The following is a 16,324-nucleotide window of genomic DNA, read 5'->3' as shown; positions in this document are numbered from 1 at the left end:
TGCCCTGGAACTTCTGTTATCGGAAATTTATTGTGCCTTGGGAGAATAGCAAATGACCGAACGTCTCGAAGACATCGCAATCAAAATGGTTGCAGACGGCAAGGGCCTGCTCGCCGCCGACGAATCCACAGGAACGATCAAGAAGCGTTTCGACAGCATCAACCTGGAATCAACCGAGACCGCCCGCCGCGATTATCGCGAAATGCTGTTCCGCTCCGACGACGCCATGAAGAAGTGCATCTCCGGCGTCATCCTTTACGAAGAAACCTTGTTCCAGAAGGCCGCCGACGGTACGCCATTCGTGGACATCATCAAGGCCGCCGGCAGCCTGCCGGGCATCAAGGTGGATATCGGCGCCAAGCCGATGGCTTTCCACCCGGGTGAATTCATCACCGAAGGCCTTGACGGCCTATATGAGCGCCTGCGCAAGTACCATGAAGCCGGCGCGCGTTTCGCCAAGTGGCGCGGCGTCATCACCATCGGTGATCAGCGTCCGAGCTGGGGTTCGATCAAGGCAAACTCCCAGTCGCTCGCCCGTTACGCTGCCCTCTGCCAGCAGGCAGACATCGTGCCGATCGTGGAGCCGGAAGTGCTGATGGACGGCGAACCCGGTACGCACGATATCGATCGCTGTGCGGAAGTCACGCAATGGGTTCTCCAGACCGTGTTCGCGGATCTGTTCGACGCCCGCGTCAACCTTGAAGGCATGATCCTCAAGCCGAACATGATCATCGACGGCAAGAATGCCCGCAAGGCTTCCGTTGATGAAGTGGCGGAAAAGACCGTGAAGGTTCTGAAGGCGACCGTGCCTTCTGCCGTTCCCGGTATCGCTTTCCTTTCCGGCGGCCAGTCCTCCGAAGAGGCGACGGCGCATCTCTCCGCCATGAATGCCGGTTACGATCTGCCCTGGTCGCTGACCTATTCGTACGGCCGCGCCCTTCAGGACACCGCACTCAAGGCTTGGGGCGGCAAACAGGAAAATGTCGCCGCCGGCCAGCGTGCTTTCACACACCGCGCGATGATGAACACCCTGGCTGCCAAGGGCAACTGGAAGCAGGAACTCGAAAAGGCTGCCTGAGGCATAGCCCCAGGCATTTATAAAAAATTGAAGCCGCCCCTTGGGCGGCTTTTTCTTTATGGGCGCAAAAGCAGCGTCGCCGACCAGATGACGAAGGCGGCAACCGCTATCTTCCAGCAATCGCCTCTTTTCTTGAGGCCGGGCAGGCCCAAGGGGCGGATGATCTGCACAATCATCGCCAGCAGTAAAAAAAGGCCGATCGCCTTTGTCATTTATTGAGCCTTTTCTTTATTTCTGCATCGTCACAGGCTGGACATTTTTACCGTTCACCAGAAGAGTGCAACTCATTCGGGTAACCCCCGTCTTATGGCCTGCCGACCATACGTTCGAACGCATGAGAGTGTCTTCATGAGCAGAAATCTTCTACCCGTATTCGCTCTTTTATCCAGCACTCTGTTTCTTTTTCTCGGTAACGGCCTTCAGGGTCTCGTGCTACCCATGCGCGGTTCGGCGGAAGGCTATTCCAATGAAATTCTGGGCTTTCTCGGCACCTCCTGGGCGGCAGGCTTCGTCATTGGCTGTTTTGTGGCGCCCGCCATCGTGCGCCGTGCGGGGCATGTGCGGGCATTTGCCTCCTTCGTGGCGCTTGTCTGCCTGACCGTGCTGATGACCGGCCTCGTTATCGATGATGTCTGGTGGATTACGCTCCGCGCGCTTACAGGCTTCTGCACCGCCGGCACTTCCATGATCATCGAGAGCTGGCTGAACGAGCGCGCGACCAATGAGAGCCGCGGCATGATCTTTTCGCTCTATATCGCCATAACGCTGCTTGGCGTCGTGGCTGGGCAGATGATCGTGCCGATGGGCGATATCAGCAATAGCTCGCTGTTCATGATCTGCGGCATCATCTATTGCATCGCCATTCTGCCGGCCACGCTTTCTAAGGCTGCCAGTCCCCAGCCCTTGCAAAAGGTGAAGCTGGACTTACCCGCCCTCTATCGGAATTCGCCGGTCTCCTTCGTCGGTATCCTGATGATCGGCATCGCCAATGGTGCTTACGGTACGCTTGGCGCCGTTTTCGGCGCGCGGGCGGGCCTTGATCCGACCATGATCGCCATCATGGTTTCAGTCACGATTTTCGTCGGCGCACTCGCCCAGTTTCCAGCAGGCCGCCTTTCGGACCGGATTGACCGCCGTTATGTGCTTGCCGGACTGGCGGGGCTTGGCGCGGTTGCGGGCCTGGCCGTGGCGGCCGTGCAGCCGCATGATGTCTATGTGCTCATTCCGATGATCGCCATTTACGGCGCCGCCGCCAACGCGCTTTATCCCATCGCCGTGGCGCATGCCAACGACTTTGCGGCATCGGAAGACTTCGTCAAGGTTTCCGGTGGATTGCTACTGCTTTATGGCATCGGCACCATCATCGGCCCGACGCTCGGCGGTGCGGTCATGACCTATTCCGGCCCCTATGCACTGTTCCTGGTGACAGCCGTCGCCCATGTGCTGATCACGGCCTATGCCATCATCAGAAGCCGTCAGCGCGCCACGCTTTCGAACGCCGAAAAGGACAATTTCTCGACGATGATGCCGACAACGCCCTCACCGCTCGTGACACCGGAAAGCATTGCGCTTGACCCGCGCGCGCCGCAATATCCCGAGGACGATGGCGACCATGTTGAAAAAGGAGCAGGCATATGAGCCTCTTGGACGATGACCGTCCGCAAAAACCGGTAGCGCATGAGATCGGCAGCGATCTCAGCCTTCTTTCGGTGGACGAGCTGAGCAACCGCATCGACATTCTTCAAACGGAAATCACCCGACTTGAAGAGGAGAGGAAAAGGAAGTCTGCCGGCCGGCTTGCGGCGGAGAACCTCTTCCGGTCCTGACAGGCGGCCTTCAGCAAAACCTCCGGCCAAGTCTTAACTCGATAAGCTGCTGCCACAAAGGCAAACGAGATTAACGATTCTGATGCAGTCTTTCGTTTACCATTAACCAAAAATTAAGCTTTCTGAGAGATTACTATACATGTCCAGTTCTTCTGGGCCTCAGGCATCTTCTCCATACGGCGAATTGGTCTGATTTTTCTCCCTGTTTTACCTTGAGAGCCGCTTTCGCGGCTCTTTTTTTACCGATCACCGGATTTCGTAAAACTGTGGGTATTAACCCTTCTTTAATAATTGCCTTGCGCATTTCAGGTAAAGATACCATCCTGAAAACACTAAAGGCCGGAACAAAATATTACCGGTCGTCGTTGCCTGACAGTGTGGTGCGTGAGCAGGGATTTAAAGAAAATGTCGGAACAGGTTTTAAATACCATTAGCTTTGCGGGTCGCGCGGCTGCTTCCAACCAGTTCAAGACCCTCTATACCGAAGGCATGACCTTGGTTGAGGAAACGGCGAGCTATCTTGATGGAGCCGGTCGTACCGCTTCAAAGGTTCTGCCGCGCATGGCGTCTGTCCTTTACGCGGCAGAATCGATGCGCCTCACCACCCGCCTGATGCAGATGGCGTCCTGGCTGCTTCTGCAGCGCGCCGTCAACAATGGCGAGATGACACGCGATCAGGTTCTCAGCGAAAAAAGCAAGGTGCGGCTCGACAGCTTCAACGTCGATCGGAACGCTCCGGGCTGGAACGACCTGCCTGAGTCCTTCCGTGACCTCATCGAGCGGTCGCTCCGCCTCCAGAACCGCGTTGCCCTTCTCGACCGTGAAATTTACCGCCCGTCCGAAGCCACCAAGGTACCTGACAACGAAAACAGCGTGCAGGCGCAGCTTAACCTTCTGCGCACGGCTTTCTCGATCAACTGAGAAAAGACGACCTTATCCGGACAATTTGAAAAGCAGGCTCATGGGCCTGCTTTTTTGTTTTGGCCTACAATGGGCTCGTTTCACCGGATCGACAGACAACAAAAAAGCCCGGTAAAACCGGGCTTTTTTTAAATGATACGTCCACAAGTGGATTAGAGGCCGAGGCCGCCGAAACGCTTGTTGAACTTGGAAACGCGACCACCGCGGTCCATAAGCTGCTGGTTGCCGCCCGTCCATGCCGGATGGGACTTGGGGTCGATTTCAAGGTTCATGACTGCGCCTTCCGAACCCCAGGTCGAGCGGGTTTCGTATTCGGTGCCATCGGTCATGACGACCTTGATCGTGTGATAAGCGGGATGGATATCAGCCTTCATGACAATCTTCCTGGTTAAGTGACGTGCGGTCCATTTGCCGCAATTGCGTCAACTGAGCCATTTCAATAAATGAAGCCATAGTCCTGATGGGCTATGGCTTCCCAATTCGATGCGGAGCCTATACATGAAGGTCGCCCAGATAACAAGAGCCTGCTATCCCCTTGTGAAAGGAGATAGCCGCAGGGACTAGAATTTTACCGCGCGCCGGAAATTCACCCGCAAAAGGCCGAAAAACGGCACGGAACGAGGAGTGTAGCGGACGTGGCAGACATTGAAGAGCAGAAAGCGGCTAAACAGAGAAACCTGAAGCCGCTGCTTGGCCTGTTTCCCTATCTCAGGCGGTATCGCGGCCTGATGGCAGCGGCCCTGTTTGCGCTTGTGCTTTCTTCCGCCACGACACTCGCCTTGCCGCTTGCCGTTCGCCGTATCATCGATCACGGTTTCCAGACGCCGGACGGTGGCATGATCAACAGCTACTTCGCCGTGCTTCTGGCCATTGCCGTCCTTCTCGCTCTCGCCAGCGCCATGCGCTATTATTATGTCATGACCATCGGCGAAAGGGTCGTTGCCGATCTGCGCCGGGATGTCTTTGCTCATCTCACCACGCTGTCGCAGCAGTTTTTCGATGCCAACCGCTCGGGAGAGCTGACCTCTCGGTTGACCGCGGATACCGTACAGATTCGCTCGGCGTTCGGTTCCTCAGCTTCCGTTGCGCTGCGTAACATCATCATGTGTTGCGGCGCGGTGGCGATGATGATCTATACCAGCCCCGGCCTTTCCGGCCTTGCGCTCCTGGCCATCCCGTTCATCGTTTTTCCTTTGATTGCTTTCGGGCGCTCGGTTCGTGCCCGCTCCCGCAATACGCAAGACACATTGGCCAATTCCGCCGCCTATGCCTCGGAAACTATCGGGGCGAGCCGCACAGTGCAGTCCTTTAACGCCGAGGCGCTTGCGAATGCCCGCTACGGCGCCTCCGTAGAAGCAGCCTATCAGGGTGCGCGGGCGGCGATAGGCGCCCGCTCCATCCTCACCGCCGTCGCCATCGCGCTCGTTTTCGGCAGCGTCGTCGGCATTCTCTGGTATGGCGCGCAAAGCGTTTTGTCCGGCGGCATGACGGCGGGTACGCTTGGCCAGTTCGTGCTTTATTCGGTCATCGCGGCAAGCGGCCTAGGCCAGCTCTCCGAAGTCTGGGGTGAACTGGCGCAGGCGGGCGGCGCGGCTGAACGGCTTTCCGAACTGCTGAACGAGCGCTCGCCCGTTGCAGAGCCGTCAGCACCCGTTTCGATGGTTCAGCCGCCGCGCGGCGAAGCGGCATTCGAGAATGTCGGTTTCATTTATCCACTCGCAACCGGTGGCCCGATCATCTCCGGCCTCTCCTTCAAGGTCAATGCCGGCGAAACCGTCGCCATCGTCGGCCCTTCCGGGGCGGGAAAAAGCACGGTCTTTTCGCTGCTGATGCGATTCTACGATCCGCAGGAGGGCCGCATCACCATCGATGGCGTCGATATCCGCGATGTTAGCCTTGCCGATCTGCGCGCGCGACTGTCTATTGTTCCACAGGATGTGGCGATCTTTGCCTCCTCCATCCACGATAACATCGCATTTGGTCGGCCGGCTGCGACACGCGAAGAAGTGCGCACGGCCGCTATCGCCGCTCAGGCAGACAGCTTCATCGCCCGGCTGAACGATGGTTATGACACGCAGGTGGGCGAGCGCGGCGTAACGCTTTCCGGCGGTCAACGCCAGCGCATCGCCATTGCCCGCGCCATCCTGCGCAACGCCCCTATCCTGCTTCTTGACGAAGCGACCTCCGCACTGGACGCCGAAAGCGAAACGCTGGTGCAAAAGGCGCTCGATGAGCTGATGAAAACCCGCACCACCATCGTCATTGCCCATCGCCTTGCCACCGTGTTGAAGGCCGACCGCATTCTCGTGATGGATGAGGGTCGTATCATCGAGGAAGGCACGCACCAGAGCCTTATCCGCCAGAACGGCCTTTACGCGAGACTTGCCCGGCTGCAATTCCAGACAGGGCCGGACGAGCTGCGCGCTCAAGCGTGAGCCGTGTGGGCTTAAGCCAGCACGCAACGCCCCGCGACACGGCCCGAAAACAGGCAACCGCCGAGGAATGTGCCCTCCAGCGCATTATATCCGTGCATGCCGCCGCCGCCGAAGCCTGCCACCTCTCCGGCAGCATAAAGGCCCGGAACAGGGTTGCCGGCCGCGTCCAGCACCCTCGCCTCTAGGTCCGTATGCAAACCGCCAAGCGTCTTGCGCGTTAACACATGCAGACGCACCGCAATCAGTGGCCCTTTTGTCGGGTCTAGCAACCGATGTGGTTTTGCAGTGCGCATCAACCGATCACCAAGATAACGTCGCGCTCCGTGGATCGCCGTAACCTGCGCATCCTTGCTGAAACCGTTTTCGATCTCCCGGTCTCGTGCCTCTATTTGATAGCGGATGTGGTCAATATTCAGCCGATTGTCCCCGTTTATGGTATTCATCGCCGCCACGAGTTCTTCCAGCGTATCACGGACGGCGAAATCCTCGCCGCGTTCCATGAAAGCCCGCACTGGCCCCGGTGGCTCCTTGCCCAACCGTTTGAGCAGTAGCCGCACATCCTTGCCCGTCAGATCCGGATTTTGCTCCGAACCAGAAAGCGCAAATTCCTTCTTGATGATTGCCTTGGTCAGAATGAACCAGCTGTGACCGCTGCCGCGTTCGCCCAGCATCTTAAGCGTGCCGAGCGTATCGAAGCCCGGCATCGCGGGTGCTGCGAGCCGGTTTCCATCCGCATCGCACCAGAAAGACGAGGGGCCGGGCAAAATACGAATGCCATGGTCCGGCCAGATCGGATCGTGATTTTTCACGCCCTCGGTATAATGCCACATACGGTCGCGATTGATGACCGTTCCGCCCGCTGCTTCCGTAATAGCGATCATACGGCCATCCACATGCGCAGGCACGCCACAGACCATGGTCGCGGGGGGCTTGCCCAGCCGCTCCAACGGCCAGTTGCGCCGCACCAGTTCCTGATTGCCGCCGATGCCACCGGAACTGACGATGACCGCCGAGGCCGAAAGGACAAAATCACCCTGCTCTTCCCGGCTGCTTGGTTGCCCGCGCAACACCGGATCCCTGGCAAGAACAACACCGGAAATGCCCGTCACCCTGCCGTCGGTGATATCCAGATGATCGACGCGGTGGCGGAACCGAAAGGTGAGCCGACCGCTTGCCGTCATGATCTTTGCCTTTTCAACGAAAGGCGCCAGCACACCGGGGCCAGTGCCCCAGGTGACATGGAAACGCGGAACGGAATTGCCGTGGCCATGAGCAAGGGCACCGCCACGCTCGGCCCAGCCGACCACGGGAAACCAGCGCATGCCCAGCCGATGCAGCCATTCACGTTTCTCGCCTGCGGCGAAATTGAGATAAGCCTCCGCCCAGCGGCGCGGCCAATGATCTTCCAAGCGATCAAAACCGGCGGAGCCGAACCAGTCCTGCCTTGCAAGATCGAGATTGTCGCGCACCCGCATTTGGCGCTGTTCGGGACTATCAACAAAAAACAGACCACCCAGCGACCAGAAGGCCTGCCCGCCCAGGTTCTGCTCCCCCTCCTGATCCACAAGGCAAACACTGAAACCGCGCTCAACAGCCTCTGTCGCTGCGACCAGACCGGCAAGCCCCGCGCCGACAACGATCACATCATATCCCTCCATCAGCTCCTCCCAGATGCGACAGAATTACGTTTACGCGAACGTAAATTTACTTGCAGCTCAAGGCAACCGCTATGATACGGCTTAAGGTGTTAGCGCTCGGTGAGCTTCAGTTCGATACGGCGGTTCTGCTGGCGTGCTTCCGGCGTGTCGCCTTCGGCAATCGGCTGATATTCACCGAAACCGGCAGCGACCAGCCGGTTGGCCGGAACACCCTTGGAGATCAGGAACTTCACCACGGAGGTTGCGCGTGCCGAGGAAAGTTCCCAATTGTCACGGAAGCGGCCGGACCCGGAAAGCTGGACATTGTCCGTGTGGCCATCCACGCGCAGAACCCAGTTGATCTCGGTGGGGATTTCCTTGGCAAGATCGATCAGCGCGGCCGCCAGCTTCTCCATCTCCGCCTGCCCTTGCGGATTGAGGTCGTTACCACCGGATGGAAAGAGCACTTCGGACTGGAAGACAAAGCGGTCGCCGACGATGCGAATGTTTTCGCGATCCGAGAGGATTTCACGCAGACGCCCGAAAAAATCAGAACGATAGCGGTTGAGTTCCTGAACCCGCTGCGCCAGCGCAACATTGAGACGGCGGCCGAGATCGGCGATCTTGACTTGTGATGAGGTATCCTTGGCTTCCGACGCCTGCAGGGCGGCTTCCACCGATGCGATCTGCGCCCTAAGCGCCGCAATCTGCTGGTTGAGCAATTCGATCTGTGCGGAGGCGCGGGAATTGGCCTGTCTTTGGTCATCCAGCTCGCCGGTCAGGCTGCCAATCCGGGCATTGGCGCTTGCATTGGTGCCCGATCCCGCATCGAGAAGCGACTGCAGACGTGAGCGCTCGCTTTCAGATGCGGCAAGGGTTGATTGCAGGCTCGCCAGCGCATCCTCGATATCCTGCTTGCTGCCCTTTTCCATGGCCAGAAGTTCAGTCAATTCGGCAATCTGGCTGTTGAGGCGCGTCAACACCTCGTCCTTGCCACTAATTTCCCGCGACAGAACAAATTGCGCCAGCACGAAGACCGTCAGCAGGAACATGATGGCCATGAGCAGCGTCGACAGCGCATCGACGAAACCCGGCCAATAATCCACACCCCTGTCGCGGCGGCGGTTGCGCGCAAGCGCCATGGCTACTCGCTCCCGTTATCGTGCCGGGTGCGTCCGGAGGATTTTGTCTCGCCGTCGATACGTGTCGACAACCGGTCGAGCGTGCGGCGAAGTGATTTCGATTCCTCCTGCTGCGCCTCGATCCAGTCACGCAACATCTGCTGCTCGCTGCGCATGTTCTTGACCAGACCTTGAATGCCTTCAGCAAGACTCGTCATGGCGGCAAGCGAGCGCTCAGTGCTGACCATTGCGCCGGGTTCAGCGTTGAATTCCCTTGGCCCATCCGCCGACGTATCCGTCACCGACGACAGCCAGTTTTCGAGCTGGGTGTAAAAACGGTTCTGGGCACGGCCGGCCTGAAGATCGAGGAAACCGAGGATCAGCGAGCCTGAAAGGCCGAGGAGCGACGAGGAAAACGCCGTTCCCATGCCGGAAAGCGGCGCGGTGAGACCGGACTTGAGCGAGCTTAGAATATCGTTGCTGGTGCCGGCGCTGGGATCGAGCGACTGAATGACATTGCTGATGGCGCCGATGGTGCCGATCAGACCCCAGAAGGTGCCGAGCAGGCCGAGAAACACCAGAAGGCCGACAAGATAACGTGAAGTATCGCGCGATTCATCAAGGCGTGTCGCGATGGAATCGAGAATTGTCCGCTGCGTAACTGCAGAAAGCCGGACTTCGCCACGCTTGCCGATCAACGTGCTCATGGGGGCCAGCAGTTTTGGAGCGCGGCCGACTTTCTCGGCGCTGCCGGCGGCCCGGAATGCGTTAAACCAGCGGACTTCCGAACGCAGGCTCATGGTCTGCGTGAATACCAGAATGATGCCGATGACGAGAACGCCAAGAATGAAGCCGTTCAAGCCCGGATTCGTCATGAAGGCCGTGTGCGCCTGCCGGTAAAGAATGGCCGCCAGAAAGCCGACGAGGATCAGAAACAGAACCATCGTCCACAGAAACGGTGTGGGGCTGGACAGCTTGTGGCTGTATTGCCGTGTGGTCACCGGCTTTTCCACGCCGAGATCGAGCAACTCCGAATCCGCCATAACGTTCGCATTCCCTTCGGTCACGTATCAACCGGACGCTATTTGAAAATTGCGACGATTTGAAGCGAAAAGCCTGTCTTTCGTCACAGGCATTTCACGAAAGCCGGCTTGACCGAAGACCGAAAAAACAAAAACGCCCGGCGATAGTTCGCCGGGCGCCTAAAACCTGGATTAAACGGCAGGTTTTCTGCCGAAATCGATCAACGACCCGGAATCGGACGGTTGGCAACTTCCACAAGTGCCTTGTGGATATATTCGTTTCCGGCAGCAACACTGCCGCTGCCGAAGATATCCGCGCCGCCCTTGGCGTCGGAGGTGAACCCGCCAGCTTCGCGAATCAGCACCAGACCGGCCGCCATATCCCACGGCGAAAGCTCTGCTTCCCAGAAACCGTCGAGGCGACCTGCTGCAACATAGGCAAGGTCGAGTGCTGCAGCACCCATGCGGCGGATGCCGGCTGCTTCACCCATGACATGGCGAAGTTCGACAAGGAATTTGCCGTGATTGCCGCGACCGAGATGGGGCACACCGCAGCCGATGACGCAATCCGTCAACGCCTTGCGCGCGGCAACGCGGATACGACGATCGTTAAGGAACGCGCCGCCACCACGCTCGGCGGTATAGAGTTCGTCGGTCGCGGGATTGAAAATCACGCCGGCTACGACTTCTCCGTTACGCTCGAGCGCGATGGAAACGGCGAAATGCGGAATGCCGTGCAGGAAGTTGGTCGTGCCATCCAGCGGGTCGACGATCCAGCGATGCGCACCATCACTGCCCTTTTCCTCGCCGCCTTCCTCACCCAGAAAATCGTAGGTTGGGCGGGCTTTCATCAGCTCGTCGCGCACGATCTTTTCAGCCTTTAGGTCCGCCTGCGATACGAAATCGCTCGGTCCCTTGACCGAAACCTGAAGGTTCTGCACTTCACCGAAGTCACGCGACAAAGACTTACCCGCCTTGAGGGCGGCCTGAACCATGACATTGAGAAGGGCTGAACGTGCCATCGAATTTGTTTCCTGGAAAGCTTGCGAACCACCCGCAAGCTAGCCGGGCAGGAACGTCATTATTTTCTTGAATTGAAAGTTTGCGGTTCAAGACCACAAAACGCGCGGAAATTCAAGGCAAAAAGCCTGCACATGCACGCTGGCGCCGAACAACCGGCCTTGCATCACATCGGACGGAAACGATTTGCCGCCTCGATAGCCTTTTTCTGCTGCTCGTCGGTGATCCCGAGATAAAAATCCTCGAGAGAGGGATCCTTCAGCCCGGCGCGGCGGGAAAGCACGTACCATTTGGCCGCCTCCACCGGATCGGGCCGTGTGCCGAGCGCCTGAATGTAAAGATGCGCCACCTTGTTCTGCGCCACGACGTTGCCGCGCTGTGCAGCACCGTAAAGCCAGCGGAAGCCTTCATCCAGATTTCGCTCGCCGCCAAAACCGTTGACCAGCCAGATGCCGAGATCGACCTGCGCGGTATCGTAGCCGGCCTTTGCGGCCCGCGTCAGCCAATCGCGCGCCTTTGCCTTCTTTTCGGCCGGCACATCCTTGACCGAGTGGTAGATCTGCGACACCGCATATTGCGCGTCGGCAATGCCCTGCTCGGCGGACTTTTCATAATACGGCATGGCCATCAGCAATCCCTTTACGCCGGGATTTTCCGAAACCAGTATCTGCCCCCAGTTGAACTGAGCCGAAGCATTGCCGGCTTCCGCCGCACGGTGCATGTAATCGTCGGCCTTCGCCTTGTCGCGGGTAACGAACTTGCCCTCCATCAAAATGAGGGCGAATTTGAACATCGCGACGGGATCGCCACCCTGTGCCGCCTGCTGGTACCAGAAGGCCGCGGTCTTTTCGTCGCGGGCGATGCCGAGACCACGCGACATCATTTCCGCCACCAGCGTCTGGGCGGCCGCATCGCCGTTCTGCGCACGGTTGAGCGCCTTGTCGAGCGCCTGGACATATTCGCCGCGCTGGAAATGCCCATAGGCCTCATCCACCCGGCCCTTGAACTCCTTTTCAGGCGGCAAGGCCGGCAGGTCCGCGCCCATGCGCTGATAGACGTTGACGCCCTGCGACGGTTGCAAGTCCTTCTGCTCTTCGGATTGCACCCTGCCCTGACGGGAAGGCTGCGCCTCATCCTCCAACTGGCGGGAAAGCGCGTTGCTTTCGCTTTGCGGTCCGGATTGGGCAAAAGCGACGCCCGCCGGCGCGCCGAAAGACAGCGCCAGCAGCGAAATAGAAAGGCAGACGTGAACCGAGCGCATCAACATCGCCTGTATCAACCGTCAAACCGTGGCGCTTTTTCGTCAAGCAACGCGTTGATTTCAGAAACGGCCTGGGCAGCACCTGAGGCATTGTCAAAAACGCCGCTGCGCATCGCCACGAATTCCACGCCGGCTTCGGCCACGGCAACCACCGACGAGATATCGGTGCCGCCCATGACGATGGATGGAATCTCGATCATCGATGCCCACCATTCGCCGAGTGCCAGATTTTTGGGATGCGCTTCCGGCTTGATGTCGCCTTCGAGCTTTCCAAAAAACACGTAGTCCGGATTGGACTCACCCATCTCCAGAGCCTTATGCCGATCATCGGCATTGCCGCCGCCAACGATCAGCTTCGGTGCGAAATTTTCCACGGCCTCCGCAAGCGCCTCGGCATTGCCCGCCACATGCAGGCCATCCGCCTTCACCCGGCTCGCAACGCGGCTGTCGCCCGCGATAAGGGCAGCGGCACCAGCCTCCTGCACCATCGGCACGATCAATTCGGCGCGTTTCTGGAAAGTGGCGTCATCCAGATCATATTGCGGAATGATGACCGAAGCCACATCGCCGCCTCGCAGTGCTTCTTGCAATTCTGTCGCCTGCTTTTGCGCGTCGTCCAATTGCGGGACGATCAGAACAAGGCGGCAACGGTTATCAACTTTGGTCATCGGTTCGTCCATTTCAGGCAGAAGACACTTTCGGCGTTATCTGCACTCGTTTTGATATGATAAATCCGATAGACCGGACCGGCGAAAGGATCAACCTTCATCCATGCTGACCGATTTTCATTTTTTCCTCGTCGCCATCCCCGCAGTCGTGCTTGTCGGCCTTTCCAAGGGCGGGTTGGGCGGTGCGCTGGCACTGATGGGCGTGCCGCTGATGGCGCTTGCCATCCCGCCCGTGCAGGCGGCGGCAATCTTCCTGCCGATCCTGATCGTGATGGATCTTGTGGCGCTATGGGCCTGGCGGCACCACAACCACCGGCAAACGCTCCTTATCATGCTTCCGGGCGCGATCGCCGGCATTACTCTCGGCTGGGCGACATCAAGCCTCATCTCGGCAGACGCCATGCGCCTCGTCGTCGCCTCGGTGACGATCCTGTTCGTACTGCGTTATTTCCAGGAGAGCTTCAAAAGCCGCAAAGGGCAGGAGATTCCGGCCAGACCGCAGCGTCCGGTGGCTGCAACACTCTGGTCCAGCCTGTCCGGTTATGCGAGTTTCGTGGCCCATGCGGGTGGCCCACCCTTCCAGATCTATGTTCTGCCGCTGAAGCTCGATCCCAAGACCTATACCGGCATGAGCGTGCGTTTCTTCGCGATCATGAATGCAATCAAGCTCATTCCCTATTTCGCGCTGGGAGCGCTTGATGCAACCAACCTCAAGACATCGGCGAGCCTGTTGCCGGTGGCAATGCTGGCGACGCTTGCCGGCGCAAGGGTGGTGAAATATCTGAAACCATCAGTGTTCTACCCGCTGATGTATACCATGGCGCTGATCGCGGCGCTGAAACTGCTGTGGGACGGGCTGCCTTTCTAGACCCAAGGCGGCCACTAAAAAGCCCTGGCAGCACGCACGTACCGCCAGGGCCGAAAAAGAATCCGTCAGTCCTTTATCGAAGGCTGGGGAATGGCATCAATCAATGCCTTGTGGAGGCGCGAAGCCTCTGTAGTTCATCCTTCAGGCGCAGTTTACGGCGTTTGAGATCGGCGATCTCTCTATCGTCAGAGGACGGGGAAGCAAGAATACTTTCGAGCTCCTCCTCCAGAGCACCGTGTTTCTTTTCGAGCGATGCAATATGAGCCTGAATGGTCATGCGGCACGTCCTTCCATTTTTAAGCCTACCTCCAGCTCTCCATCGCTGGAGTTTCAGGTTTGCGACGACAATGTGACATGGATCGTTGGTCTTGTCGAAGGCGAAATGAAGGCAATAAGTGGGCAATTTGGTCGCAAGGGATAACTTCCCGTTACCGCGATTTGATGATAGAGGCTCGAGGACCGATGACATACGCGCCGGAGGCTCTCCGGCTGGCATAAAATGGGGATGACAAGATGCCCGATCAGGACCAGGCGGACATCAGGCTTACGCTGGCGCGGCTGCGCCAGGAGCATGAGGATTATGACGCTGCGATCAACGCGATGATCCAGACCAACTGCGATGCGCTGAGAATACAACGCATGAAAAAGAAAAAGCTAGCCGTCAAGGACAAGATGACCCAGATCGAAGATCAGGTCATTCCCGATATCATTGCCTAGAGTGGCTTCCGTGCTTCCTGCCGGATGCACGAGAGACGCTCTAATCTATTGAATTTACGCATCGTGCCTTGCAGAAATCAAAATCGATTTTTGCGCCTATGCTGTAAGCCGGAGAAGCGAAGTGACAGCAGAAACACCCCCCGTCGCCATCATCATGGGCAGCCAGTCCGACTGGGAGACCATGAAGAATGCCGCCGATACGCTGGATGCGCTGGACGTGGAATACGAAGCCCGCATCATTTCCGCCCACCGCACGCCTGATCGCCTTTATGAATTTGCCAATGGCGCGAAAGACGAAGGCTTCAAGGTCATCATCGCGGGTGCCGGCGGCGCCGCCCATCTGCCGGGCATGACCGCCGCCATGACCCCGCTGCCGGTTTTCGGCGTCCCGGTACAATCCAAGACGATGTCCGGGCAGGACAGCCTCTATTCCATCGTCCAGATGCCCGCTGGCATTCCCGTCGGAACGCTTGCCATCGGCAAGGCCGGCGCTATCAATGCAGCACTTCTGGCAGCTGCGGTTCTGGCGCTGGGTGACGAGGACCTGGCAGACCGGCTCGATGCATGGCGCGCGCGCCAGTCAGCGGCCGTTGCCGAATATCCCATGGACAGCGCCCAGTGACAGCCTCTGACACGACGATGAATACGAACAATCTCACCATCGGCATCATCGGCGGCGGGCAGCTTGGCCGCATGCTGGCAATGGCCGCCGCACGCCTCAACCACCGCACCATCGTTCTCGAACCGCAAGCCGATTGTCCGGCGGCGCAGGTCTGCAACAGCCAGATCGTCGCGGAATACGGTGACGAGACGGCGCTTGCGAAACTCGCTCGCCTTTGCGATGTCGTGACCTACGAATTCGAGAACGTACCCGTCACCGCAGCCGAGACGCTGAGCGCTTCAGTTCCCGTTTATCCCCCGCCGCAGGCTCTCAGCGCCTCGCAGGATAGGCTGACGGAGAAACGCTTCCTCAACGGTTGCGGCATTCCGACCGCCGATTTCCGCGCCGTGGATAATCAGGAAGAACTGGAGGCGGCATTGGCCGCTTTTGGTGGCAAGGGTGTGCTGAAAACCCGCCGCATGGGCTATGACGGCAAGGGCCAGAGGCTTTTCAAGGGTAGTGAGGACATCGCAGGCGCCTTCGCAACACTCGGTGGCGTGCCGCTCATCCTCGAAAGCTTCGTCGCTTTCGAGCGGGAAATCTCGATCATTGCCGCCCGTTTCAGGGATGGCACCGTTACCTGCTACGATCCGGCCGAAAACATTCATCTGAACGGCATTCTGCATACATCCACGGTGCCGGCAGCACTCTCCGATGCGGCGAAGGCGGTTGCCGTGCAATCGGCGGAAAAGCTTCTGGCTGCGCTCGACTATGTCGGCGTGATCGGCATCGAGTTTTTCGTGCTGCCAGATGGTTCGCTCGTTGCCAATGAAATGGCGCCGCGCGTGCACAATACCGGCCACTGGACGGAAGCGGCCTGCGTGGTCTCGCAATTCGAACAGCATATACGAGCCGTCTCCGGTCTTGTCCCCGGCAGCACGGCCCGCCATTCGGATTGCGTCATGACGAACCTCATCGGCGATGACATCAACGATGTGCCAGCATGGCTTTCGAAAAAAGACTGTCTCGTGCATCTTTACGGCAAGACACAAGCACGGCCTGGCCGCAAGATGGGCCATGTGACCGAGCTTTTGCACACAGGAAAAGCCTCAGTCTTTTAAGGCAAAGACGTCTGGAAGTGTTGACAGG

At 58.5% G+C, this 16,324-nt stretch carries 18 protein-coding genes; 9 read left to right on the top strand and 9 right to left on the bottom strand.

Annotation, left to right across the window (positions count from 1 at the left end):
• Nucleotides 1-52: 52 nt before the first annotated feature.
• Nucleotides 53-1,078, top strand: a complete 1,026-nt coding sequence (locus AC5SEO_RS00905; protein ID WP_003511414.1) for a class I fructose-bisphosphate aldolase — start codon at nucleotides 53-55, stop codon at nucleotides 1,076-1,078.
• A gap of 56 nt (nucleotides 1,079-1,134) precedes the next feature.
• On the opposite strand, the gene AC5SEO_RS00900 is transcribed toward AC5SEO_RS00905, so the two are convergent.
• Nucleotides 1,135-1,290: a hypothetical protein gene (locus AC5SEO_RS00900; RefSeq protein WP_013761835.1), complete on the bottom strand. Its 156-nt coding sequence runs from the start codon at nucleotides 1,288-1,290 to the stop codon at nucleotides 1,135-1,137.
• Nucleotides 1,291-1,426: 136 nt separating this feature from the next.
• On the opposite strand from AC5SEO_RS00900, the gene AC5SEO_RS00895 reads away from it, so the two are divergent.
• The 3 genes from AC5SEO_RS00895 (at nucleotide 1,427) to rcdA (ending at nucleotide 3,825) form a co-directional block, all read left to right on the top strand.
• Nucleotides 1,427-2,716 (top strand): MFS transporter, encoded by a 1,290-nt coding sequence (locus tag AC5SEO_RS00895; RefSeq protein ID WP_003511417.1) that lies wholly within the window; start codon nucleotides 1,427-1,429, stop codon nucleotides 2,714-2,716.
• On the top strand, nucleotides 2,713-2,904 hold the full coding sequence (locus AC5SEO_RS00890; protein ID WP_003511418.1) for a DUF1192 domain-containing protein: 192 nt from the start codon (nucleotides 2,713-2,715) through the stop codon (nucleotides 2,902-2,904). The genes AC5SEO_RS00895 and AC5SEO_RS00890 overlap by 4 nt, the downstream gene beginning before the upstream one ends.
• Nucleotides 2,905-3,309: 405 nt before the next feature.
• The gene (gene rcdA / locus AC5SEO_RS00885) at nucleotides 3,310-3,825 is read left to right on the top strand and encodes a protease adaptor protein RcdA (protein ID WP_003511419.1); all 516 of its coding nucleotides are present in this window, start codon (nucleotides 3,310-3,312) and stop codon (nucleotides 3,823-3,825) included.
• Between the two features lie 152 nt (nucleotides 3,826-3,977).
• Here rcdA and rpmE read toward each other — a convergent pair whose 3' ends face one another.
• Nucleotides 3,978-4,199: a 50S ribosomal protein L31 gene (gene rpmE, locus AC5SEO_RS00880; RefSeq protein ID WP_003506183.1), complete on the bottom strand. Its 222-nt coding sequence runs from the start codon at nucleotides 4,197-4,199 to the stop codon at nucleotides 3,978-3,980.
• A 261-nt stretch (nucleotides 4,200-4,460) separates the two neighbouring features.
• On the opposite strand from rpmE, the gene AC5SEO_RS00875 reads away from it, so the two are divergent.
• The gene (locus AC5SEO_RS00875) at nucleotides 4,461-6,260 is read left to right on the top strand and encodes an ABC transporter transmembrane domain-containing protein (protein ID WP_013761837.1); all 1,800 of its coding nucleotides are present in this window, start codon (nucleotides 4,461-4,463) and stop codon (nucleotides 6,258-6,260) included.
• A gap of 11 nt (nucleotides 6,261-6,271) precedes the next feature.
• On the opposite strand, the gene AC5SEO_RS00870 is transcribed toward AC5SEO_RS00875, so the two are convergent.
• From AC5SEO_RS00870 to AC5SEO_RS00845, 6 genes are all read right to left on the bottom strand, one after another.
• On the bottom strand, nucleotides 6,272-7,918 hold the full coding sequence (locus AC5SEO_RS00870; protein WP_112200801.1) for an FAD-binding dehydrogenase: 1,647 nt from the start codon (nucleotides 7,916-7,918) through the stop codon (nucleotides 6,272-6,274).
• An 89-nt stretch (nucleotides 7,919-8,007) separates the two neighbouring features.
• On the bottom strand, nucleotides 8,008-9,039 hold the full coding sequence (locus tag AC5SEO_RS00865; protein WP_076845439.1) for a peptidoglycan -binding protein: 1,032 nt from the start codon (nucleotides 9,037-9,039) through the stop codon (nucleotides 8,008-8,010).
• Nucleotides 9,040-9,041: 2 nt separating this feature from the next.
• Nucleotides 9,042-10,061, bottom strand: a complete 1,020-nt coding sequence (locus tag AC5SEO_RS00860; protein WP_025595386.1) for a hypothetical protein — start codon at nucleotides 10,059-10,061, stop codon at nucleotides 9,042-9,044.
• 200 nt (nucleotides 10,062-10,261) lie between these two features.
• On the bottom strand, nucleotides 10,262-11,062 hold the full coding sequence (locus AC5SEO_RS00855) for an inositol monophosphatase family protein (protein ID WP_003511424.1): 801 nt from the start codon (nucleotides 11,060-11,062) through the stop codon (nucleotides 10,262-10,264).
• Nucleotides 11,063-11,226: 164 nt separating this feature from the next.
• Nucleotides 11,227-12,327 carry a tetratricopeptide repeat protein gene (locus AC5SEO_RS00850; protein ID WP_013761840.1) on the bottom strand — a complete coding sequence of 367 codons (1,101 nt, stop codon included), beginning with the start codon at nucleotides 12,325-12,327 and terminating at the stop codon, nucleotides 11,227-11,229.
• A gap of 8 nt (nucleotides 12,328-12,335) precedes the next feature.
• Entirely contained in the window at nucleotides 12,336-12,989 is a 654-nt protein-coding gene (locus AC5SEO_RS00845) for a thiamine phosphate synthase (protein ID WP_003511427.1), read from the bottom strand.
• A 103-nt stretch (nucleotides 12,990-13,092) separates the two neighbouring features.
• On the opposite strand from AC5SEO_RS00845, the gene AC5SEO_RS00840 reads away from it, so the two are divergent.
• Nucleotides 13,093-13,857, top strand: coding sequence for a sulfite exporter TauE/SafE family protein (locus tag AC5SEO_RS00840; protein ID WP_003511429.1), 765 nt, complete (start codon nucleotides 13,093-13,095; stop codon nucleotides 13,855-13,857).
• 100 nt (nucleotides 13,858-13,957) lie between these two features.
• Here AC5SEO_RS00840 and AC5SEO_RS00835 read toward each other — a convergent pair whose 3' ends face one another.
• A complete protein-coding gene (locus AC5SEO_RS00835) occupies nucleotides 13,958-14,134 on the bottom strand; it encodes a YdcH family protein (RefSeq protein ID WP_003511430.1) in 177 nt (58 codons plus the stop codon).
• A 236-nt stretch (nucleotides 14,135-14,370) separates the two neighbouring features.
• Between AC5SEO_RS00835 and AC5SEO_RS00830 the strand changes: the two genes are divergently transcribed.
• The 3 genes from AC5SEO_RS00830 to AC5SEO_RS00820 all read left to right on the top strand — a co-directional run bounded on the left by AC5SEO_RS00830 (nucleotide 14,371) and on the right by AC5SEO_RS00820 (nucleotide 16,296).
• On the top strand, nucleotides 14,371-14,574 hold the full coding sequence (locus AC5SEO_RS00830; RefSeq protein ID WP_003511431.1) for a YdcH family protein: 204 nt from the start codon (nucleotides 14,371-14,373) through the stop codon (nucleotides 14,572-14,574).
• Between the two features lie 154 nt (nucleotides 14,575-14,728).
• Nucleotides 14,729-15,196, top strand: a complete 468-nt coding sequence (gene purE, locus AC5SEO_RS00825) for a 5-(carboxyamino)imidazole ribonucleotide mutase (RefSeq protein ID WP_035202505.1) — start codon at nucleotides 14,729-14,731, stop codon at nucleotides 15,194-15,196.
• 17 nt (nucleotides 15,197-15,213) lie between these two features.
• Nucleotides 15,214-16,296, top strand: coding sequence for a 5-(carboxyamino)imidazole ribonucleotide synthase (locus AC5SEO_RS00820; protein ID WP_013761843.1), 1,083 nt, complete (start codon nucleotides 15,214-15,216; stop codon nucleotides 16,294-16,296).
• Nucleotides 16,297-16,324 lie beyond the last annotated feature (28 nt).

It is taken from the genome of Agrobacterium sp. K11 (genome assembly GCF_059429395.1).
This window is presented reverse-complemented; position numbering and strand designations above follow the sequence as displayed.